This is a genomic window from Rhizobacter sp. P3_B12, assembly GCF_056402895.1.
Genome location: NZ_JBFUGN010001660.1, coordinates 1 through 678, shown reverse-complemented (window position 1 = coordinate 678; position 678 = coordinate 1). Strand labels below are relative to the sequence as shown.

Here is a 678-nt window from a genome sequence, read left to right as displayed (position 1 = left end):
GAGCTGTGGAGCGACGACCGCCTCGCCGGCGAGGCCGCCATTGCCGCCGTGATGGCCGACATGCAGCGCATCGACTGGACCATGAGCCCGGTGAAGGCGTCGTCCGAGCTGTCGCGCATCAACCGCGAAGCCGCCGCCCACCCGGTGGCGCTCAGCAACGAGCTGTACGGGCTGCTGGAACGCGCGCTGCATTTCTCGCGCCTCTCCGATGGCGCCTTCGACATCACCTACGCCAGCGCCGGCCAGCTCTACGACTACCGCGAGCAGCGCGCGCCCACCGAAGCCCAGCTGGCCGCGGCCCGCGCCGCGATCGGCTGGCAGCAATTGCTGCTCGATCCGGAAGACAAGACCGTCCGCTTCGGCCACCCCGGCATGCGCATCGACCTGGGCGGCTTCGCCAAGGGCCATGCGGTCGACCGCGCCGCTGCGATCCTGCGCGGCCACGGCATCCGCCATGCGGTGGTGGCGGCCGGCGGCGACAGCTACGTGCTCGGCGACCGCCGCGGCCGCCCGTGGAACATCGCGGTGCGCGACCCGCGCCGCCCCGGCGAGGTCGTCGCGCTGCTGCCGCTGGAAGACACGGCGATGTCGACCTCGGGCGACTACGAGCGCTTCTTCGAGCGCGACGGCGAGCGTTTCCACCATGTGATCGACCCGAAGACGGGGCGGTCGGCGCAC

Annotated in this window: 1 protein-coding gene; it reads left to right on the top strand. The window is 72.1% G+C overall.

Annotated elements, in window-relative coordinates; genetic code table 11:
- A partial coding sequence (locus tag AC1D01_RS37535; protein WP_477875014.1) for an FAD:protein FMN transferase occupies positions 1 to 678 on the top strand: 678 nt, incomplete at both ends.